This window comes from Bradyrhizobium canariense, assembly GCF_019402665.1.
Classification (GTDB): Bacteria; Pseudomonadota; Alphaproteobacteria; order Rhizobiales; family Xanthobacteraceae; genus Bradyrhizobium; species Bradyrhizobium canariense.
In genome coordinates this window covers 42,833-56,380 of record NZ_VSST01000040.1, presented here as the reverse complement: position 1 = coordinate 56,380, position 13,548 = coordinate 42,833, and the positions used below count along the sequence as shown (strand labels likewise).

The 13,548-nt window shown below is 60.7% G+C and carries 11 protein-coding genes; 5 read left to right on the top strand and 6 right to left on the bottom strand.

The genetic code is table 11. The features are described from left to right. Nucleotides 1–1,489: 1,489 nt before the first annotated feature. Nucleotides 1,490–2,023, bottom strand: a complete 534-nt coding sequence (locus FXB41_RS21410) for a GNAT family N-acetyltransferase (protein WP_219683121.1) — start codon at nt 2,021–2,023, stop codon at nt 1,490–1,492. A 266-nt stretch (nt 2,024–2,289) separates the two neighbouring features. Here FXB41_RS21410 and FXB41_RS21405 point away from each other — a divergent pair, with 266 nt between their 5' ends. From FXB41_RS21405 to fabI, 4 genes are read left to right on the top strand one after another with little or no spacing between them, the layout of a single operon-like run. Further along, a complete protein-coding gene (locus FXB41_RS21405) occupies nt 2,290–4,515 on the top strand; it encodes a DUF3141 domain-containing protein (RefSeq protein WP_007601239.1) in 2,226 nt (741 codons plus the stop codon). A gap of 23 nt (nt 4,516–4,538) precedes the next feature. Further along, complete coding sequence (locus tag FXB41_RS21400; RefSeq protein ID WP_007601240.1) at nt 4,539–5,501, top strand: phosphate acetyltransferase; 963 nt, start codon at nt 4,539–4,541, stop codon at nt 5,499–5,501. 5 nt (nt 5,502–5,506) lie between these two features. Continuing rightward, the gene (locus FXB41_RS21395; RefSeq protein ID WP_219683120.1) at nt 5,507–6,721 is read left to right on the top strand and encodes an acetate/propionate family kinase; all 1,215 of its coding nucleotides are present in this window, start codon (nt 5,507–5,509) and stop codon (nt 6,719–6,721) included. Then, nucleotides 6,718–7,506, top strand: coding sequence for an enoyl-ACP reductase FabI (fabI, locus tag FXB41_RS21390; RefSeq protein WP_007601242.1), 789 nt, complete (start codon nt 6,718–6,720; stop codon nt 7,504–7,506). The genes FXB41_RS21395 and fabI overlap by 4 nt, the downstream gene beginning before the upstream one ends. Before the next feature lie 17 nt (nt 7,507–7,523). Here fabI and FXB41_RS21385 read toward each other — a convergent pair whose 3' ends face one another. The 5 genes from FXB41_RS21385 to FXB41_RS21365 all read right to left on the bottom strand — a co-directional run bounded on the left by FXB41_RS21385 (nt 7,524) and on the right by FXB41_RS21365 (nt 10,902). Then, nucleotides 7,524–7,982, bottom strand: a complete 459-nt coding sequence (locus tag FXB41_RS21385) for a MaoC family dehydratase (RefSeq protein WP_007601243.1) — start codon at nt 7,980–7,982, stop codon at nt 7,524–7,526. 11 nt (nt 7,983–7,993) lie between these two features. Next, complete coding sequence (locus FXB41_RS21380; protein WP_007601244.1) at nt 7,994–8,644, bottom strand: 3-oxoacid CoA-transferase subunit B; 651 nt, start codon at nt 8,642–8,644, stop codon at nt 7,994–7,996. A 4-nt stretch (nt 8,645–8,648) separates the two neighbouring features. Then, nucleotides 8,649–9,296, bottom strand: a complete 648-nt coding sequence (locus FXB41_RS21375) for a CoA transferase subunit A (RefSeq protein WP_007601245.1) — start codon at nt 9,294–9,296, stop codon at nt 8,649–8,651. Between the two features lie 89 nt (nt 9,297–9,385). Continuing rightward, the gene (locus FXB41_RS21370; protein ID WP_007601246.1) at nt 9,386–9,979 is read right to left on the bottom strand and encodes a hypothetical protein; all 594 of its coding nucleotides are present in this window, start codon (nt 9,977–9,979) and stop codon (nt 9,386–9,388) included. Continuing rightward, entirely contained in the window at nt 9,976–10,902 is a 927-nt protein-coding gene (locus tag FXB41_RS21365; protein ID WP_007601247.1) for an alpha/beta fold hydrolase, read from the bottom strand. Before FXB41_RS21365 ends, FXB41_RS21370 begins: the two co-directional genes overlap by 4 nt. Nucleotides 10,903–11,035: 133 nt before the next feature. Here FXB41_RS21365 and FXB41_RS21360 point away from each other — a divergent pair, with 133 nt between their 5' ends. After that, nucleotides 11,036–13,543 carry an alpha/beta hydrolase gene (locus FXB41_RS21360; protein WP_219683119.1) on the top strand — a complete coding sequence of 836 codons (2,508 nt, stop codon included), beginning with the start codon at nt 11,036–11,038 and terminating at the stop codon, nt 13,541–13,543. The last annotated feature ends 5 nt before the right edge of the window (nt 13,544–13,548 follow it).

Genomic DNA, 13,548 nt, shown 5'->3' with positions numbered 1-13,548 from the left:
CGACCAAACAAGGCGCGCAAGGCAATTATCAGACGGGAAAATGAAGACCATCGCGTTGATGGTCGCGGGGTAAATTGCGTAAACATTTGCTTTTTGTGTCTGCGCTATTCATCTGCATCGTCGGCTTCGTCGGTTGACGATGACCGGCTCTCGAAGGCTGATTGTTGGCGTGCCGGCATCAGCTTTGCGTTGGAGTTGTTCCCGGTTCGATGAAACCCACAAGGTGACCGGTCCGTCCAACCTTTCAGGCGCAAGACGGCCCCAGTCTGGAAAGACTGAGGCCGGTGGGGGGCGTCGATGTACCGTTGGGGTCGGTACTCCCCAAATCTAATCACGATGAACCACTTTGCGTATTGTCCTTGAGGACAAGCAATCAGCACGTTGTCCCTCTCACACATCTGCGGACCGCCCGACGGGTTTGACGGACGGTCGTCCGTGCGACGCACACGCCATTGATACGTGTCCTACCGACGCCGCAGGCAGCAGCGACTTCCGTAATCAGGCTTTCGGGCTGTGCAATCGGGGCAGGCGTCATCGCCTGAGCCGATACTGCGAAGAAGAAGGCGAATGCGGCGATTCCGAGCGATTTGATCATATCGAGCTCCCTGGAAGCGCCCAACCGTCCGGCCGGCGCGGCGGAACGATGGACGCGACTCCCTCAAACTGATACCCGCTCCTGTCAGAGAATTGAGATAGATCAAAGCGACTTCAGTGACTTGCATGCGGCCATCGCTGCAGGCCGAGACGCGGGGTTAGGACTATGACCGCAAGAAGACTGCAGAGTCCAAATAGCAGCGCGCAAATATCGTCTGCAACTGCGCACCGCGAAGGAAGATTGTGTGAGGCGACAAACCACCCCGGCCTGAGATCCAACTCCGAACTGGAGCGGGGTACATGGAATAGATCATCCGTGTAGCTTCTCGATTTGTAATATGGCGTCCGCCGGCGCTGAGATCCCAAGCTGCGTGGAAAGCAAGGTTTGCCCTTTCTGTCACGCAAACTCTATCTGATGGGATCTTTGCTAATACGATCGTGCAGGCGGACGCGCAGAGGCCATCGATAATCACAGTCTGGCCAGTCTCATTCAACTCCTCATATCGATCAAGGTAACGTTGAATCAAGCCACCGCGGTCATTGGCAATTCTCACGACTGCGTGGCTATCGTCAGCGCATGCGAACATAGATGCTGAAGCGAGCAGCAGAGTAAAGGGTTTCATAATGTGCCTCTTCGACTGCGACATCAGCAAGGTTCATGACGGCTCGTGCGCGAGAGAACTCGCGGCTTGGCGATGCGCGAGAGCGTGTTCTCTGGTGGTAAGTCCGGCATTCTCGGATCGGCCTTACAGCAACACGTTGCTCGTACGTGCGGCCCACGCTTTCCGTAACGCCGACGGATGCACCTCGCGGCATAATCCTGCTGGAGTTCTTGTGGTCAATGAACCAGCGTTGAGTTTGAGCGCGCGGGCCCGAACCATTTACCGCTCATTGATCACCGCCCCTCATTGTCCAGGCGTAGCGCCAAATGCATCGTGTGGGGGGCGCGGTTCCCGTCCCGCCTGAAGCCAAACTTGCCGAGCACCGCCAGCATTGACTTGTTTTCGGGCAGGACCTCCGCAGTCAGCTCACGCAATCCGCTATTGGAGGCGATCTCGCCAAGGTGGCGCATCAAGATGGAGCCGATGCCTCGGCCCTGCCAAGCGTCGATGACGACGAACGCCAACTCGGCTCGTCCGGGCTCAAACACGACATATCGAGCGCCTCCGACAATCATTGTACGCTCGGATTGCCCGACCTCGCACACCAGCGCGACGTGATTCATGAAGTCGACATCCATGAAGAACGCGCGCTCCTTGTCCGAGAAATGACGCTTGATCCCAAAAAAACGGCGCTGCAACGACTGCTTGCTGGTCTGATCCAGCGCGTCGAGGACGGCCGTCTCGTCGGCCGGCCGCAGCGCTCGGATTTCGGACGTGCTGCCGTCCCGCAAGGGTTCCGTCGCGCTGTATTTAGCGATGTCCGGCATGCGAGGTCTCGGCTCGGGCGGCCGGAAAACACGTCGGCCTGAGGCTCGTCTATGAATGGGGCGGTCGGCTGCCCGTTTGATTTGTATCAAGGGACCTCGCAAAAAAGCGGGCGGCCTGAATCTCGGCAGTCAGCTCGACACATTCCGGCGGGAGGACCGACGTGACACGACTGGGTCGGCGTACTCGCCGTCCAGCATTGACCTATATCAAAGGCCTGCAGTTGCGGCGGGCTTTGGATGCATTCATACGACATTGAGGTCGGAGCATGCAGATGGAAGTGCCTGGAACGCCCGGCGGTTCGATGTCCGGTCTCGTCGCCTCGGCCGTTGAATACATGGTCGATGCGGGGCAACGGAGCATACTCTTTCTCGATGTGATGCGCCGGCGCGGCGACCAATATCGGGAGCACGTCGCCCAAACCGCGCCACACGTTCTGCAATATGCGGCCGAACTGATCATTGATGGCCGCAAGTTGGACGAACCCGTCAATTACGCGCTTGTCCGCATTATCCCGCCAGCCGGCGTCGAGATCGATTCCACACGGCGGCCGTTCATCGTGATTGATCCACGCGCCGGGCACGGTCCAGGGATCGGCGGGTTCAAGGCCGACAGCGAGATCGGCGTCGCGATGAAGGCGGGACATCCCTGCTACTTCATCGGCTTCCTGCCGGAGCCGGTGCCGGGCCAGACGATCGAGCGTATCGCGCGTGCCGAGGCACTGTTCATCGAAAAGGTGATCAGTCTCCATCCGGACGCTGACGGGAAACCCTGCGTCATAGGCAATTGCCAAGCCGGATGGGCGGTCATGATCCTGGCTTCGGTTCGGCCGGATCTGTTCGGTCCACTGATCATCGCCGGAGCCCCGCTCGCGTACTGGGCCGGCGTGCATGGTAAAAATCCGATGCGATATTCGGGCGGCCTGCTGGGCGGAAGCTGGCTAACTGCGCTCGTTAGCGATCTCGGCGGTGGGAAGTTCGATGGTGCCTGGCTGGTCCAGAACTTCGAAGGCCAAAACCCGTCGAACACGCTCTGGACCAAGCAGTACAATGTCTATTCGAAGGTGGATACCGAAGCCGATCGCTACCTCGAGTTCGAGCGCTGGTGGGGTGGGCACGTCAATCTCAACGCCGAGGAGATTCAGTTCATTGTCGACGAACTCTTCGTTGGCAACAACTTGGCCGCTGGCAATATCACCCTATCCGACGGGCAGAAGGTAGACCTGCGCAACATCAGTTCGCCGATCGTGGTGTTCTGCTCCAAGGGCGACAACATCACTCCGCCGCAGCAGGCGCTGGGTTGGATCCTCGAATGCTACGCCGACGTGGATGACATCAGGGCCTATGGGCAAACGATCGTCTATACCGTTCACGAGAGCGTCGGCCATCTCGGCATCTTCGTCTCGGGCGGCGTCGCCAAGAAGGAGCACGCTGAATTTTCCAGCAACATCGATCTGATCGATGTACTACCGCCCGGCCTTTACGAAGCGACGTTCGAAGCCAAGGACGAGGAAACCACCAGTTCCGATCTCGTTGTTGGCCAATGGGTGATGCGCTGCGAGGCCCGAACGCTCGAGGATATTCGTGCCATGGGCGGCAATTCGCCTGAGGACGAGCGGCGCTTTGCCGCGGCCAAACGCGTCTCGGAGCTTAATCTTGCCGCCTATCGCAAGTTCGTGCAGCCCTGGATCAAGGGCATGGTGGCGCCGCAGACGGCAGATTTGATGCGTAACCTGCACCCGCTGCGGACGCAGTATGAGGCCTTCAGCAGTCAGAATCCATGGATGACGGCGGTGAAATCGGCAGCGGAAGGGCTAGAAGAGAACCGCAAGCCGGTTTCGAACGACAATCCGTTCCTGGCATTTCAGGAGCAGGTCTCTAAGCAGATCGTTCATGCGCTGGACAGCTGGCGCGATTCGCAGGAAGCGATGAGCGAGGCGATCTTCCTCAACGTCTACGGCTCCCCGGCGCTACAGGCGGCGGTCGGCATAGATCCGAAAGCTGAACCGTCGCGCGGGCGCGAGATGCCGGCCGAACACCGTGCGATGCTCGACAAACGGATCGCCGAGCTCCGATCCAGGATTGGCGAAGGCGGGCTTCGCGAGGCGGCCATCCGTGCCCTGCTTTATATCGGCTCGGCGAGAGGAATGGTGGATGAACGCAGCATCGAGGCGTTGCGTCAGGCTCGTCACGACAACAGCGGAGCGCGATTAGCGCTTGCCGAATTTAAGATGCTGGTTCGCGAGCAGTTCTTCATGCTGCTGCTCGATCGCGAGGCGGCGCTGGCCGTTATCCCGAAGTTGCTTCCCGACGATGTCAATCAGCGCCGCGCGGCTTTCACGACGATGAGCGAGGTGCTGTCGGCCAGCGAGGACATCACAGGCGAGCGCGCCAGCCGCCTGCAGCGTGTCGCGCAGCTGTTCGGTCTCGACGCCGAAACGTCGGGGAGGGCGTCGAACGTTGCCCCTTTCGACCCCAAGGCGAAGGCATCGTAACGCTGTCTGGAAGGAACCGGCTCATGTCAGCCGACACATCGCAGGCACAGTCCCCGAGCAAGTACGACCGTCTGATAGCGGCCGCGCAGGCCGTGCCGCCGGCCCCAACCATCGTCGTGCATCCCTGCGATGAAAGCTCATTGCGCGGCGCTGTCGATAGTGCACAGGCCGGCATCATCCGGCCGCTCCTGGTCGGACCTGAAAGGAAGATCCGGGATACGGCCGCCAGGCATGGTCTCGACATCGCGGCCTTCGAGCTCGTTGACGCAGCGCATAGCGATGAAGCCGCTGCAAAGGCGGTAGAGCTGATCCACGCCGGCCGAGGTGAGCTGTTGATGAAAGGCAGCTTGCACACCGACGAATTGATGCGCGCGGTCACCGCGAAGGCCGGAGGCCTGCGCACCGACCGCCGTATCAGCCACGTCTTCGTGATGGACGTGCCGGCCTATGCCGAGACCATCTTCGTGACGGACGCGGCCATCAACATCTTCCCTGATCTGGACGCCAAACGCGACATCATCCAGAACGCGATCGATCTTTACGTGGAAGCTGGATTCGGCAAGTCACCGCGCGTGGCAATCCTGTCAGCGGTTGAAACCGTGACCTCGAAAATTCCGTCTACGATCGAGGCGGCAGCACTCTGCAAGATGGCGGATCGCGGGCAGATCACCGGAGGGATCCTCGACGGACCGCTGGCTTTCGACAACGCCATCGACCTGGAGGCGGCGCGCATCAAGGGGATCAAGTCCGAGGTCGCCGGTCGCGCGCAGATCCTCGTCGTTCCCGACCTGGAGGCCGGCAACATGCTGGCAAAGAACCTCGCCTATTTCGCCAAGGCGGACGGCGCGGGCATCGTGCTCGGAGCCCGGGTCCCGGTCGTCCTGACCTCACGCGCGGATTCGGCGCGTGCGCGGATGGCCTCGTGCGCGGTCGCAGCGCTGTATGCCCATGCCCGGCGCCGGCGTGCTCCAACGATTGCCGCGTGAACGCCATGGACACCATCCTTGTGGTCAATGCCGGCTCCTCCAGCGTCAAGTTCCAGGTCTACTCGATCGAGGGGGACGGAATATTGCGGCGACAGCTGAAAGGGCAGATGGATGGGATCGGCAGCCGCCCGCGTTTGCGCGCGAGTGGCTCCACCGGCGATCCGGTTGCGGATCGCGCCTATCCGATCGAGGCGGTGCCGGATGTTCCGGCCGCGATGGACATTGCCGGCGCCTGGTTGCGGGACGAGCAACGCATTCACCCGATCGCGGTCGGTCATCGCGTCGTTCACGGTGGCCCGGACTACGATCGGCCGATCCAGCTCGATCATGGTGTCGTGACCCGGCTGGAGCGGTACATCGCGCTCGCGCCGCTGCATCAACCCCATAATCTGGCGCCGATCCGCTCGATTCTCGGCAATTTCCCGGAGCTTCCGCAGGTCGCCTGTTTCGATACCGCATTTCATCGCACACATAGCGCGGTGGCCGATCATTATGCGATTCCACATCATCTTTATGCCGAGGGCGTGCGCCGCTACGGCTTTCACGGTCTCTCTTACGAGTACATTGCGAAGACCTTGCCAAAGGTCGCGCCGAAAGTTGCGAATGGGCGGATTATCGTCGCTCACCTCGGAAGCGGCGCCTCGATGTGCGCTCTCAGCGTGGGACGAAGCGTCGAAAGCACTATGGGCTTCACCGCTCTCGACGGGCTTCCGATGGGAACCCGCCCTGGTCAGATCGACCCTGGGGTGGTGCTCTATCTCATTTCCGAGAAGGGGATGTCTGCCTCCAACATCCAGAACTTCCTTTACCGCGATTGCGGCTTGAAGGGGTTATCCGGCGTCAGCAACGATATGCGCGTGCTGGAGAGCAGTGACGATCCGAGAGCCAGACTGGCCGTCGAATATTTCTGCTATCGCATAGGCCTCAGTGCCGGCATGCTTGCCGCAGCGCTGCAGGGGCTGGACGCCTTTGTGTTTACGGCTGGTATCGGCGAAAACTCCGCAACAATTCGCGCGCATGTCGCTGGCCAGCTTGCGTGGCTGGGCGTCACCCTCAATCAAGCCGAGAATACGCGCCACTCACAGCTGATCTCGGGTCCCGACAGTCGCATTCCAGTCTATGTGGTGCCGACCGACGAGGAGCTGATGATCGCGCAGCACACTCTCTCAGTGCTGATGAACAGAACATCGACCGATCAAAGACAGGAGAGGGCATCATGATTCCCGTATTTCCGGATACCAAGATTGCCCTGAAGGGGAAAAAAGGCCTCGTCGTGGGCATCGCCAACGACCAGTCGATCGCATGGGGATGCGCCAAGGCCTTTCGTGCGCTTGGTGCCGATCTAGCCGTCACTTACCTGAACGACCGCGCGAAGAAGCACGTCGAGCCTCTTGCCCAGGCACTTGAGGCGTCTATTTTCATGCCACTCGATGTAATGACGGAGGGGCAGACCGAAGAAGTATTTGCCCGGGTCGAGAGGGACTGGGGCCAGCTCGATTTCCTGCTGCACTCGATCGCATTCTCACCGAAGGAAGCCTTGCACGGACGTGTGGTGGACGTCGGTCGCGACGGCTTCCTGAAGACGATGGAGGTCTCCTGCTGGTCCTTCATGCGCATGGCGCATTTGGCCGAGCCGCTGATGAAGAACGGCGGCACCATGTTCACGATGACCTATTACGGCAGCCAGATGGTGGTCGAAAACTACAATGTGATGGGTGTGGCCAAGGCGGCGCTCGAAGCCTCCGTCCGCTACATCGCCGCCGAGCTTGGGCCGAAGGGCATCCGCGTGCACGCGATTTCGCCCGGGCCGCTGGCTACGCGAGCGGCATCAGGCATTCCAGAGTTCGACGAACTGATGGACAAGGCGCAATCCAAGGCCCCGTCGCGCAGCCTGGTCAGCATTGAAGACGTCGGCAACGCCACGGCATTTCTCGCGCTCGACGGCGCCAAGCTCATTACAGGAAGCGTTCTTTATATTGATGGTGGTTATCACATCATCGACTGAAGGGGACGGGATGCGACTCAGCGATAGTGCAGGGCGATTAGCTCGGCCACGCAGGCCGGTCGATTGCCGCCTTCGATCTCGATGACCAGATGATAGTTCACGCGCAGCCCGTCGGGAGGGACATCCTCCGTCTCAGCAACGCTGACGCGGCCACGCAGCTTTGAGCCCGCCGGGACCGGCGAAAGGTACCTGATCCTGTCGGCGCCGTAGTTCAGGGTGTTTCGGAGGCCTTTTAACCCCATCACCGAGCGGATGAACATCGGTGCCAGCGCCAGGGACAGCATGCCATGGGCGATGGTGGTGCCGCCGGGCATTTCTTTCCTCGCGCGCTCCTGGTCGACATGGATCCACTGTTCATCGCAGGTCGCTTCCGCAAACTTGTTGATCCGGTCCTGCGTTACCTCGATCCAGTCGCTAGCGCCGATTTCGGTACCGACCGCAGATCTTATCTCATCAAAATTGCCGAATATCCGCATGTCCTTCACCTTCAGATCATCATCTCCGGGACATGGTCGCCGACGAGAAGGTCGGCTTCAGTCGCAGCCATCACTTCGCCGATCGTGACGCCCGGCGCGGTCTCAAGAAGCGTCGCCGTGCCATCGGCAAAGCCGATCACAGCCATGTCGGTGACGACTAGATTCACTGGCCGCGCCGAGGTGAGCGGCAAGCTGCATTTCGCAACAATCTTCGACTTGCCCTTTGCTGCGTGCTGCATGGCGACGATGACCCGCTTCGCGCCGCTCACGAGATCCATGGCGCCGCCCATGCCGGGAACCATCTTGCCCGGGATCATCCAGTTGGCGAGATGGCCATGGGCATCGACTTGAAGGCCGCCAAGCACCGTGACGTCGACATGGCCGCCGCGGATCAGTCCGAACGACATCGCGCTGTCGAAGGTCGAGGCCCCGGGCAGCGCGCTAATCGGGCGCCCCCCTGCGTCCGTTAGCGTCGGATGCGCCAGGCCTTGCTCGGGGATAGGCCCCGTTCCGATCAGGCCGTTTTCCGACTGGAAGAATACCTTCAGGTCCGTTGGAACGTAGTTCGCGACGAGCGTCGGGATACCGATGCCGAGATTGACGAGGTCGCCGCTCCGAAGCTCCTTGGCGACGCGCCGGGCGATGATGATCTGCGGATCCATGTCGTCACCCGTTTGTAATGAGGTAGTCGACGAGCGGCGCCGGGGTCACGACGTGGTCGGGCGCGATCACGCCGATTGGCACAATGTTCTCCGCGGTGACGATCACGGTGTCGGCGGCCATCGCCATGACTGGATTGAAGTTGCGCGAGGTCAGTGCGTACGCCAAGTTGCCGAGGTAGTCGGCAAGGAAGGCGTGCACTAGCGCAAACTGTGCACGCAAGGCTGTCTCCAGCAGAAAAGGCTTTCCGTCGACTTCGATCTCGCGCTTGCCCTGCGCAACCAGCGTGCCGACGCCGGTTGGCGTCAGAACTCCACCTAGCCCGCATCCACCCGCACGAATGCGCTCGACGAAGGTTCCCTGGGGTACCAGATCGACGGTGATCTGGTTTGCCAGCATCTGCTGCTGTGCCTTCGCATTGAGACCGATATGCGTTGCGGTCAATCGCGCGACCAGCGCAGCATCGAACAGCTTGCCGACGCCCTTGCCGGGGATCGCCGCATCATTGCAGATCAGCGACAGACCGCCCTTCTTCTGCCGCACCACCTCGTCGAGCAGGCGCTCCGGTGTTCCGACACCCATGAATCCGCCGACCATGACACTCGCGCCGACCGGGATCATTGCGACGGCTTCTTCGAGGGAGATGGCCTTCATGAGGGAGAACTCCGGTCGGCGCGTGCAGGGCGTCGATGAATGCTGGAGGGCGGAAATCGCGCTGCTTTGATCTGCGTCAAGGCTCCGCATCATTCGCGGACGATTCCCACGCTCGCGAGCGCGTCGTGCCAGAGCTTGCGCAGTTCGGTGTGTCGGCTTTCCAGGACTGTGCTGACGGTGCCACGGAAGGGTAACAGGTCGGGACCTTTCAGGAACAGGATTTGCGCCTGCAACAGACGTCCGCTCTCGAACTCGATGCGGCGTAGCGCCATCACGAAGGGGTCATTCGGGTTTGCCTCAAGCGGTAGTAACGCCGCTGGCCGGATCCCGGCGTGGACGGCATGCGCGAGCGTGGCGAGGTGGACTGCTTGCCAAAGAATGCGATCGGCAATGCCTTCGTTCGGCGTCGGAAGCCAGGCGGCCTCCCAGGATATGGCCATATAGCCCAGGGCGAGGTCCGGCACCCATGTGGTTGCGCGCATCAGAAGCGACACGATCTCGCTCTCTCGGTAGAACTGAGCGTTCAATTCTGTCTGCCAGCCGGCCTCGAACTTCGCCGGCAGGGCGAGGGCGAATTGCCTTGCGAGAGCGCCATGGGCCGAGATCAGGAAAGCGGCGACGCGAGTCTGCTGGCTGTGCGGCACGCGGCCTTCGGAGTCGAGTGGTCCGAGAAGTCCGCTCATGCCCGGGTCCTCTGGACGGGGATGGCACGCAGATGGTCGTAGCTGGCGGGAAATGGAGTGAGCTCACCACCAGGGTCTTCGGGCGCAATCCAGACCGCTTTGTTACCTTGCCAGCGTCCGGCCAGCACGTCATCGGCGAAGCGCGCGAGCAGGTCGGCTGTGAGCGCACCCTTTTCCAACGTGAAAGCGTGATAGGCGCCCGGGATGATCACGAGCGCGCTGTTGGGGATTCCGACTCGCAGCGTCTCGTGGAGGGCACGCGGCGTCAGGAAGTCGAACTCTCCGTTCAGGATCATGGTTGGGACGGCGATCGAGGCGAGTTGCGGCGTCAGCGGCTGGAAGTCGAGGAACGACTCCATCAGGTTCTGCAGCGCGTAGAGGTCATTGACCAGCCAGCCCTGCCGCTTGACACCGTCGAGCTTATCCAACAGCGGCTTCAACCATTCATCGGACAGATTCATCGGCAGCAGCAGATCCTGGAGATAGCCGGTTCCACCCAGAATTAGGCCGGTGCGTAGTGCGTTGCCGATCAGGAGAAGTTGAGGCGAAAGCTCGGCAAAGCAACTCATTGGCACCAGACCCGAGAGGCGCCTCCAATGCTCGATCGCGTAGCGCAGCGCGATCAGGCCACCGAAGCTGATTCCACTGAGGAAGACCGGACCTTCACCGAGCATTTCGATCAGGCGATGCAGCGCAAGGACATGGTCGTCCTGATTGATGAAGAGCGTCGGCTTGTCGGAGGCGCCCTGGCCGAGCAGATCGAATGTCGCAACGCGAAATCCCCGTGCGATTAGCGCGTCTCGGTAAGCGGTCCACAGTTCGGAGTATTGAGTCAGTCCATTGACCAGCACGTAGGCTGGCGCCGTCACAGGACCGTCGAGCTCATACCGGATCCGGTAGGAGCCGTGCGTGAGGAAAGGCATCGCGGCGTCCGGCATGTAATTCGGTGCCAAGACACTCGCGCGGGCAGTGCGAATTCCCTTGCGCTAGATCAAGGGTCGCGCCGCGTCCTCTCCTAGCGTTTGGCAAAATCAAAGCCTGCCGGAGGAATTCGCCATGGTCGGGAGACATGTCATGCGGCGATATCTCATCAGCCTGCTGTTGCTGTTGATCGGGACATCGCTCGCGGTTGCGCAGCCCTTCACGCGCCGCTCGTCGCAGATGCAGCATGACGGGCTGAAGAAGACCTACGAGATCGCGAATTTTCGACTTGGGGGCAAGTACGATCTGGCCGATCCCTCGAAGTGGGAGAATGGCGGCGAGGGCGGCGTCACGCTCGAATCTTTGGGCGTCGGGAAATTGCACACCGCCTATATCGCGGTCGGTACGCCGCGGCGCAACGCCGCCGGTGAGATCACCAATGCCGTCGTCATCAACTCATATTATTCCGGCGATGCCACCGACATGTACGAGCAGTGGGTCAAAGGAGCAGCCTTGTCAGGCACCGTGCCAATTATTGGTCCCGGCCGTCCCATCGATACGGATCGTTATTATGTCATCATGGTCGATCCGCTCGGAACCTGGGGCGCCAGCAAACCTTCGGACGGTCTCGGCGTAAAGTTTCCGCAGTACAGCTACTATGACATGGTCCAGGCCAATTATCGCATGCTGCGCGACGGGCTGAAGGTCGCGCGCGTGGCCCTAGTGTCCGGCGTTTCCATGGGCGGCACGCAGACCTATGTCTGGGGCGTGATGCATCCCGAATATATCGGCGCAATGATGCCGATCGGTGGCACCACGCAGTCGGATGGGGAAGATCCTGTCGGCAACTGGACATTCCAGATGATGACCGCGGCGATCGAATCCGATCCGGTGTGGCAGGAAACGAATGGTGATTATTACAAGCTGCCCAAAGAGAAGCATCCGATGCCGGGCGTGGCGTTCGGCTGGTCGATCCTCGGCATGACCGGCTATGACTTTGCGTTCCGTACGACCCAGAATTGGGGCGCCGTCCAGCCCGAAATTTTTTATTGGGACCCCCCGAACGAAAAGGCGGCTTTGAACGTCGTCAACCGTGCCAAGCTTTACGATGCGGTCGACCTGGTCTGGCGCAACCGTGTCGGCGAGACCCACAACATCAATGCTTATCTCGGCCGGATCCAGGCGCGCACGTTGGTGATGCACATTACCAACGACCTGTGGCTGAACTTCAAGTTGGCTCAGAAGGCTGTCGACCGTGTACCCGGTGCGGACCTTATCGCTCAGGAAAGCCCGGTCGCACATTATGGTGTGTTTCCGATCATCAACCAGCGCAAGAACGACCCGAAGTTCGTTGCCTTCATGGATGATGTGGCGAGCCTCGACCGCGCGCAGAAATTCGTTGACAAGAATTATCGCGTGCCCGGCGTCGCCGAGAACATCGACCCCAAAAAGTCGTTCTGGAAAGAGTTCGTGACCTATCCCTATCCGGTCAAATACGCCAATGCCAAAGACAAGGGCGGAAATTCCTGGCAGATCGGCTACATGGATGAATACGCCGGCACGGAGAAGGATCCGAGGATCCTTGTGATCGTCCATGGCAAAGGCGCGTTCGGCGGGCACTACGGCAACATCATGCAGTATGCGCTGCGTAGCGGCTTGCGCGTGATCGTGCCCGACCTGCCGCATTACGGTATGTCCGGACCCGGCAATCTCGACAAGAGTCCGGCGCGCACCATGCAGGACATGCGCGAGGTCATCTACGATCTCGTCGTCAACCAGCTCGGCGTCAAGAAGGCGTATTATCTCGGCCATTCGCTCGGCGGTCAGTTCGTGATGGGTTATGCCCTGACCTGGCCGGATGCAGTGCAGGGTCTCGCGCTGGAGGCGCCATCAGGTCTCGAGGAATATCCTCGCGAGATCACCATCGCCAAGGGCAAAAAGGCGCCGCTGTTCGACCCGGCCTTCGATCATGACTTCGACAAGTGGAGGGCGACCTGGGACCAGACCGGCATTCTGGCCGCCGAGAAGGCGCGTGACGAGCAGAACATCCGCGACTTCTTCTATTTCAAGAAACGCGATCCGGAGACTGGCGCGGTGTCCGCGGCGAAGAGCGGCTATTTCTTCAGCGACAGCGAATATGCCCGCTTCCACACCGAGCAGCGCGTTGGGCTGACTAAAGGCAATCCGAAGGAGCTCGAGCAGTGGTGCAACGTGTTCATCTACGACGTCTACACGATCGGAGCGGAGCTCCAGCAGGATGATCCGAAAAACCTGTACGAGCGGCTCACGCAGATCAAGGCTCCGATCTTTCTCGCCTTCGGCGACAAGGAGCCGTTCATCCCGACGCCGGCGTTCAATGGACTGACGGATCTCGGACGCGATGCCATCACGCCCTTCATGACACGCATGACCAATGCGGGCAACCGGCCGATCCTCAAGATTTATCCGGAGACCGGGCACTTCATCCACACGGACAACCCGGTTGAATACCCGGTAGATGTAGTGGATTTCGTGACGCGCGGAAGCGTCGACACGTCGTCGCCGGTCGGAACCGATCGTATGATCAAGGGCTCGGTGGCTTCTGCTTTGCCGGTGGCACCGACGCCGGCCGGCGCCGCGCCCACCGCCGGCCTGAACAAGTAGGACCG